Below are 6,600 nucleotides of genomic sequence, written 5' to 3'. Positions count from 1 at the left end.
TTTAGGTCAGTTTACAAGGAACTACACGCAGACCGTGAAACGGGCTGCTGACAACAAACGGCGCTATGCTCCCGGCTGGGTGCATAGCACCTGTTTGTTGCGGGGGTTTCCAAAGGGGGCAGCGCCCCATTTGGCACACGACTTTGCGGAGCAAAGTGTAGTGTGTTATACGCTCTGTCGGCGTTGCCCTGAAAATACCGTTGCCGCCGGGGAGGGCAAGGGCATTTGACGCGGCAGGAAAGCAGGGCTTTGTTTGGGGCTGGTAAGCCGGAAACAAAGGGCTGATTTCAGCAGCAGACAGGGCGTATTATGAAAGCCCCCGTCCCTCGTCCTCCGCCCCCGGCCTATGGGACAAAAAGTCCCAAAGCTCTGGACACCGTGACCAGATGTGTGGCCACACTCCGGGAAAAGTAGCAGGACGGCAGGAAACCGTCAAGGCTGAAATGAATGGGCTGACGCCCGGCCTTGACCGTTCCCCGCCGCCCCGCTGGATGGGTGGACAAGGTGGCCAATCCCTAAAAGTGTTTGGCCGCACTCGTTCATTTTGGGGCCTTTCTTCTCCCAAAATTGAAATGGGCGGGAAAGCCCTAAAATGGCTTTCCCGCCTTGATTACCCATTAGCAAAGACGGGCGAGACTGTCAACGGCGGCGCTGAAAGCGCCGTTCATCTTGACCGTTGACTGGCTCGCCTGGCTTTGCTACTGCCCGTAAGAGATGGAAAAACAAGATGGAAAACAAGGTTAAAAATGGTTGACAAGTCTATCGGATGTGTGTTATACTGTGCGACAGTTTGAGATTGGAAGGAGGCTTACGTGTGTTAATTTGTGTACGCTAATAAGCAATAAAAAGTAGAAGTACCTTTCCACATGATGGTGGGCTTTTTTTGCGTGCGTATGCAAAGGAACACGTAGGTTTGACACGAGCAGTCTTTGAACTGTATCGTGGTGTTTTTTCGTGCTTTGTTGTTATGCAGGCGTCTGCCCTCTCTGTGGGACAACGCCTGCTTTTTATTGCAGAAACAAAGGAACAATGCAATAAAAAAGGAGGTTCGCATTATGACCCAAAACAACAATTCATGGAGAAAAACTTATTTTACACTTCTTGCCGGACAAGCAATATCCTTTATTAGCAGCGGTATTTTGCAAATGGCCATTATCTTTTATTTGGTTGCGAAAACTAATTCTGCAATCATATTGACGGCGGCAACACTGATTGGATTTTTGCCGCAAGCCTGTTTAGGCCCGTTTGCAGGTGCTTTTGTTGACCGGCACAGCCGTAAAAGCGTAATGATTGGTGCGGATTTGATAATTGCCGCCGCTGGCGGTATTCTGGCGCTGGTGGCGTTTTACATGGAATTGCCCGTATGGTCTATTATGGTTGTCCTGTTAATCCGAAGTGCGGGAACTGCTTTTCATTCTCCAGCATTCAGCGCAGCAACACCTATGATTGTGCCAAAAGAGGAACTTACAAAATGCGCTGGTTACACGCAGACCATGCAAGCAGTAAGTGCGATTATCAGTCCAGCTGCCGCAGCGTTTTTATATGCTGTTTGGCCTCTTAATGCAATTATATTGTTAGATATTGTGGGTGCAATCCTTGCCTGTGTGACTGTTGCGATTTCGTCCATACCAACGCCTGAACTATGTCCAGAAACGAAAAGACAACAGTTTTTACAGGATATGAAAGAGGGGTATGTGGTATTAAAGCAAAACAGGGGCCTCTTTGCTCTGCTCTGGATTGGTGTAATTTATATGTTCTTTTATATGCCAATCAGTACGCTTTTTCCTCTCATCTGTATGTCATACTTCAAAGGAACACCGGCCCATGCCTCTGCCGCTGAAATTGCTTTTGCGGTTGGTATGCTGCTTGGCGGAGTCATTCTGAGCATTTGGGGCGGTTTTAAGAAACGGCGGTACACCATCGGTCTTTCCGTTCTCCTGATGGGCGTTAGCAATATGCTCTCCGGGCTTTTGCCGCCAGACGCATTTCTTGTCTTTGTTGTGTGCTGTACTGTTATGGGAATTTCCGCTCCATTTTACGGTGTGCAAAATGCGATTTTTCAAGAAACGGTCAAACCAGAATATCTGGGGAGAGTTTTTTCTCTACTGACAAGCGCCGCTTCCCTCGCCATGCCGTTTGGCCTTGTCATTTCCGGGCCTCTGGCGGAGCGGCTGGGAGTTGAGAAATGGTTTGTCATTTGCGGAATTGGCATTATCATCGTTGCGCTTGCCGTATTTTTACTACCCGGTTTGAGAGAGATTGACAATACGCAATAATCAACTGCACCTTTTTCTATTACTAAACAAAATGCCTGGATGGTGGTTCTGAAAAACCAGAACCGCCGTTCAGGCATTTTTTATCTTCGTCCTCTCTGCGGTTTTGGATTCTTCAGCAAGTCGGATTTTTCCGCAATCTTTTTCAGCCACTTCCGTTCTTCTACTGACAGCTTCCTAAAATTCAGCTTGAGCCGTTTGCAGATAAACGCCAAGTACGCTTGTTCCGTGTCGCTGTCCTGGCTGACGATTTCACCAGCAGTTTCCAGCATTTCTTTTAGCGGGTTATCCTCTGGGACGCTGAAAAAATCGTCCTTGTGTGTTTCCCGCAGAGCAAGGGCAATCCCGTTTATGTCCCGTTGTATCACATAGCGGCAAAACTCGTCCTCATCAATATGGGCGGTGATAAGCTGTCTTAACTGCGTATCACTCATGCCAGGATTATGCTTTTTTATAACAGTTGCGCTCATCGTGTCCACTATGGCGTTTGCACCCTGCGCCTGTTTCAGTGCCGTTCCGTTCACATAGATTTCAAGGTCAGCCATCAGCCGGGGGAAATCCGGGTGCGCCGCCAGCTCACACAGCAGGGTATTGTCTATCCTCCCGCTTTTCAGCAGGTCAATCATTTCATCACTCAAACGCAGGTCTGCAAGATCGGCGTTTGGGTGATTTTTCATTTCAGACAGCCCCAGCAGATAATCAGCGGTCACACCGTAAAACTTCGCCAGCCGGATAAGGGCATAGTGGCTGATGTCCTTGAAGTCTTCCGTTTCGTAACTGCCCAGCGCAGACTTGGAAAGCCCGGTCTGCTCCGCAAGCTGCCCCAGCGTCAAGCCACGCTCCACACGTAGGTCTTTTAATCGCTCTTGTATGGATAAAGACATATTCACCCTCCTTGCTAGCTCAACGAAAGAGAAGCCGTTATGCTATGTACTATGCTCATAGCATAACGGCATAGGCATTTACAGTTTTATTTTACCATTTGCTACATCTTCACGAAATTTATCAACAAGCTTCGCTGTCAGCTTGGATTTACCGTAGTGTTCAAGTACAAAAGTACGATAACTTTTTCCATCTACAAGCACATCACTTTTTCTGGTCAACAACCAATTTCCGTTACCTCCTCCCTGTTCTCTAATATTCCAGTCTTTCCCATATCTTTTATAGATTTCATCTTTTTTACCTTGAACAGACATTGATTCGCTTGGAATATAAACAATTTGCATAATAGCTCCTCCTTTATTTTGTGCAAGAAGACCAGAAACCTGAATTTGTCTTTTATCTTTTTTTGATTATATCACAAATCCGAGAGCGTGGAAATAGGGAGTTTTTCAGGCTGATTTCCTACCTCTTGGATATACGGCACAGGCGGTCAAAAAGGTGTAGACTTGGGATAGTTCATCGATGGACAAGCACCTTGGAAACAGAACACGCCAAAGAAAACGGAGGGACGCATGAGCAAAAGACCCTATCAACACCTGCCGCCGCTGGAACACAGGCCGGACGGCTCCCCCTACCGCATAACCCCGCCCCAGAAGAGACGAGCCAGCGGCCTGATACGCCGGGAGTGCTGCAACTGCGAGGACGGAAACTGCCTTGCGCTGGACGATGGCGACACCTGCGCCTGTCCGCAGATGATTTCGTTCTCCGTCTGCTGCAAGTGGTTCCGCTGGGCGGTCTTGCCGCTGGACAGGACGCTGGAAGCGGAGATTTACCGGGACAGGGACTTGAAACGCTGTGCGGAGTGCGGCGGTGTGTTCGTCCCGAAGTCCAACCGGGGCAAATACTGCCCGGACTGCGCCGCCAGAGTTCACAGGCGGCAGAAAACAGAAAGTGAACGGAAAAGGAGGTCTGCTGTGGACAGTTAAGAGCGGGAAAAGCCTTGATTTGCAAGGCTCCGCAAGCCCTCAACCGGGGCGGCTGGTATCATTTATCATTCGCCCCGGAAAACGGGCCTCTAACCGTCCACAAAACACGCTATGACAAACACGATTTATATTCACCAGCCGGAAAAGGCGTTCAGTTTCACCCGGCTCCCCAATTTCCTTTTTGAAGCACCCACATTCCAGCCCTTGAGCAACGAAGCGAAGGTGCTGTATGCCTTTGTCCTGCGCCGGGCGGAGTTGTCCCGGAAGAACGGCTGGGCGGACGAGTACGGGCGGGTCTACCTGTACTACCCCATCTGCGAGGTGGTCGCTTTGCTCCGCTGCGGGCGGCAGAAAGCGGTCAACACCCTGCGGGAGTTGCAGTATGCGGGGCTGGTGGAAATCCAGAAACAGGGCTGTGGAAAACCCAACCGCATTTACCCGAAATCCTATGAAGCGGTTCCAAACACCGACTTCAAGAAATCCGGTTATGGTACGCCGGAGGGCTGAAAACCGTACTTGGCGAGTACGAAAATCAATCCTCTTGAAGTACGGAAATCTGACGGTATATAGAAATACAGAGATTAAAACCATCTATTTACATTCATTCCATTCCAATCCTATCAGAGATATTTTCGGCGGGAAAACCCGCCGGAAAGGAATGGAATGGGGAAAGGAGTTCAATGGCACAACACGCAATTTTGCGATTTGAGAAGCACAAGGGCCACCCGGCGGGGCCGCTGGAAGCCCACCATGAACGGAAAAAGGAGCAGTACGCCAGCAACCCGGACATTGACACCAGCCGGAGCAAGTACAATTTCCACATCGTCAAGCCGGATGGCCGCTACTACCATTTCATTCAGAGCCGCATCGAGCAGGCCAGATGCCGCACCCGCAAGGACAGCACTCGGTTTGTGGACACGCTGATTACCGCCAGCCCGGAGTTTTTCAAGGGCAAGTCCCCAAAGGAGATAGCGGCCTACTTCCAGAGGGCGGCGGACTTCCTCATTGACCGGGTGGGCCGGGAGAACATCGTTTCGGCTATGGTACACATGGATGAAAAAACGCCCCATCTGCACTTGGTCTTTGTGCCGCTGACAAAGGACAACCGCCTGTGCGCCAAAGAAATTATCGGCAACCGGGCCAATCTGACGAAGTGGCAGGACGATTTTCACGCCTGTATGGTGGAGCAGTACCCCGACCTGGAGCGTGGGGAAAGCGCCAGCAAGACGGGCCGGAAGCATATCCCCACCCGGCTGTTCAAACAGGCGGTCAACCTCTCCAAACAGGCGAGGGCCATTGAAGCGGTTCTCTCCGGCATTACCCCGCTGAACGCCGGAAAGAAGAAAGAGGAAGCCCTCTCCATGCTGAAAAAGTGGTTTCCGCAGATGGAGAACTTCTCCGGGCAACTGAAAAAATACAAGGTCACAATCAATGACTTGTTAGCGGAAAATGAAAAGCTGGAAGTCAGGGCAAAGGCCAGCGAAAAAGGCAAGATGAATGACACGATGGAACGGGCGAAGTTAAAAAGCGAACTGGACGATATGCGGCGGCTGGTTGACCGTATCCCGCCGGAGATTTTAGCGGAACTGAAACGGCAACAGCGGCAGCATGGAAAGGAAAGGTGATCTTATAAGTAATATCAGATACAAAAAGGAAATCGAAATCGTGACTTTTCAGGGAAAGGAAATCACACTGGAAAATCTCTCCCCGGTGTTCACGCCGGAACAGGAAGCAGCCAAACGCCGGGAACTGGAACAGCAGCTTTATGAGGTGTTCCGCAAGTACGCCGACAAGCGGGAGAGTGAGGAAGCCGGGACATAAGGTTTTCCAAACCCATCATTGATTTGCGGGGCTGCTGGCGGTATAATAGAACTGTCAGCAGCTCCGTTTCTTTTTTAAGAAAAGGAGCGACAATATGAACAATCGGATAGACGCAATCTATGCAAGACAATCGGTAGACAAAAAGGACAGCATTTCCATTGAAAGCCAGATTGAATTTTGCAAATACGAGTTGAAAGGCGGTAACTGCAAGGAATACACAGACAAAGGGTACAGCGGCAAGAACACAGACCGTCCGAAGTTTCAAGAACTGGTGCGGGACATCAAGCGGGGCTTGATTGCAAAGGTCGTGGTTTACAAGCTCGACCGTATCAGCCGTTCCATTCTGGACTTTGCCAACATGATGGAGCTGTTCCAGCAGTACAATGTGGAGTTTGTGTCCTCTACGGAAAAGTTTGATACCTCCACGCCGATGGGACGGGCCATGCTGAATATCTGTATCGTGTTCGCCCAGCTTGAACGGGAAACGATACAGAAGCGGGTAACGGACGCTTACTACTCCCGCAGTCAGCGGGGCTTTAAGATGGGCGGGAAAGCCCCTTACGGCTTCCATACGGAGCCTATCAAGATGGACGGTATCAACACAAAGAAGCTGGTGGTAAACCCGGAGGAAGCGGCCA

At 50.2% G+C, this 6,600-nt stretch carries 8 protein-coding genes; 6 read left to right on the top strand and 2 right to left on the bottom strand.

The window, feature by feature from the left end; genetic code table 11:
• Positions 1-1,055: 1,055 nt before the first annotated feature.
• Positions 1,056-2,276 (top strand): MFS transporter, encoded by a 1,221-nt coding sequence (locus ACTNDQ_RS15070; RefSeq protein ID WP_002584949.1) that lies wholly within the window; start codon positions 1,056-1,058, stop codon positions 2,274-2,276.
• 80 nt (positions 2,277-2,356) lie between these two features.
• On the opposite strand, the gene ACTNDQ_RS15065 is transcribed toward ACTNDQ_RS15070, so the two are convergent.
• Positions 2,357-3,157 (bottom strand): helix-turn-helix domain-containing protein, encoded by an 801-nt coding sequence (locus ACTNDQ_RS15065; protein WP_002575858.1) that lies wholly within the window; start codon positions 3,155-3,157, stop codon positions 2,357-2,359.
• Positions 3,158-3,235: 78 nt separating this feature from the next.
• Positions 3,236-3,499 (bottom strand): hypothetical protein, encoded by a 264-nt coding sequence (locus ACTNDQ_RS15060; RefSeq protein ID WP_002575859.1) that lies wholly within the window; start codon positions 3,497-3,499, stop codon positions 3,236-3,238.
• 228 nt (positions 3,500-3,727) lie between these two features.
• Between ACTNDQ_RS15060 and ACTNDQ_RS15055 the strand changes: the two genes are divergently transcribed.
• The 5 genes from ACTNDQ_RS15055 to ACTNDQ_RS15035 form a co-directional block, all read left to right on the top strand.
• Entirely contained in the window at positions 3,728-4,141 is a 414-nt protein-coding gene (locus tag ACTNDQ_RS15055) for a cysteine-rich VLP domain-containing protein (RefSeq protein ID WP_002575860.1), read from the top strand.
• Positions 4,142-4,252: 111 nt separating this feature from the next.
• Positions 4,253-4,648 carry a replication initiator protein A gene (locus ACTNDQ_RS15050; RefSeq protein ID WP_002575861.1) on the top strand — a complete coding sequence of 132 codons (396 nt, stop codon included), beginning with the start codon at positions 4,253-4,255 and terminating at the stop codon, positions 4,646-4,648.
• A 173-nt stretch (positions 4,649-4,821) separates the two neighbouring features.
• Positions 4,822-5,766 (top strand): MobV family relaxase, encoded by a 945-nt coding sequence (gene mobV / locus ACTNDQ_RS15045; RefSeq protein ID WP_002575862.1) that lies wholly within the window; start codon positions 4,822-4,824, stop codon positions 5,764-5,766.
• Between the two features lie 40 nt (positions 5,767-5,806).
• Positions 5,807-5,962, top strand: coding sequence for a hypothetical protein (locus tag ACTNDQ_RS15040; protein WP_002575863.1), 156 nt, complete (start codon positions 5,807-5,809; stop codon positions 5,960-5,962).
• A gap of 94 nt (positions 5,963-6,056) precedes the next feature.
• A partial coding sequence (locus ACTNDQ_RS15035; protein WP_441064965.1) for a recombinase family protein occupies positions 6,057-6,600 on the top strand: 544 nt, incomplete at its 3' end.

It is taken from the genome of Blautia massiliensis (ex Liu et al. 2021) (assembly GCF_052064225.1).
Classification (GTDB): domain Bacteria; phylum Bacillota; class Clostridia; order Lachnospirales; family Lachnospiraceae; genus Blautia_A; species Blautia_A fusiformis.
The sequence above is the reverse complement of the archived record's forward strand: the minus strand, read 5'-3'. Positions and strand labels throughout refer to the sequence as shown.

Bases quoted from the DNA above. Each gene is read 5' to 3' on its own strand.
- ACTNDQ_RS15070 (WP_002584949.1), top strand. From the start codon at position 1,056: ATGACCCAAAACAACAATTCATGGAGAAAAACTTATTTTACACTTCTT.
- ACTNDQ_RS15065 (WP_002575858.1), bottom strand. From the start codon at position 3,157: ATGTCTTTATCCATACAAGAGCGATTAAAAGACCTACGTGTGGAGCGT.
- ACTNDQ_RS15060 (WP_002575859.1), bottom strand. From the start codon at position 3,499: ATGCAAATTGTTTATATTCCAAGCGAATCAATGTCTGTTCAAGGTAAA.
- ACTNDQ_RS15055 (WP_002575860.1), top strand. From the start codon at position 3,728: ATGAGCAAAAGACCCTATCAACACCTGCCGCCGCTGGAACACAGGCCG.
- ACTNDQ_RS15050 (WP_002575861.1), top strand. From the start codon at position 4,253: ATGACAAACACGATTTATATTCACCAGCCGGAAAAGGCGTTCAGTTTC.
- mobV (WP_002575862.1), top strand. From the start codon at position 4,822: ATGGCACAACACGCAATTTTGCGATTTGAGAAGCACAAGGGCCACCCG.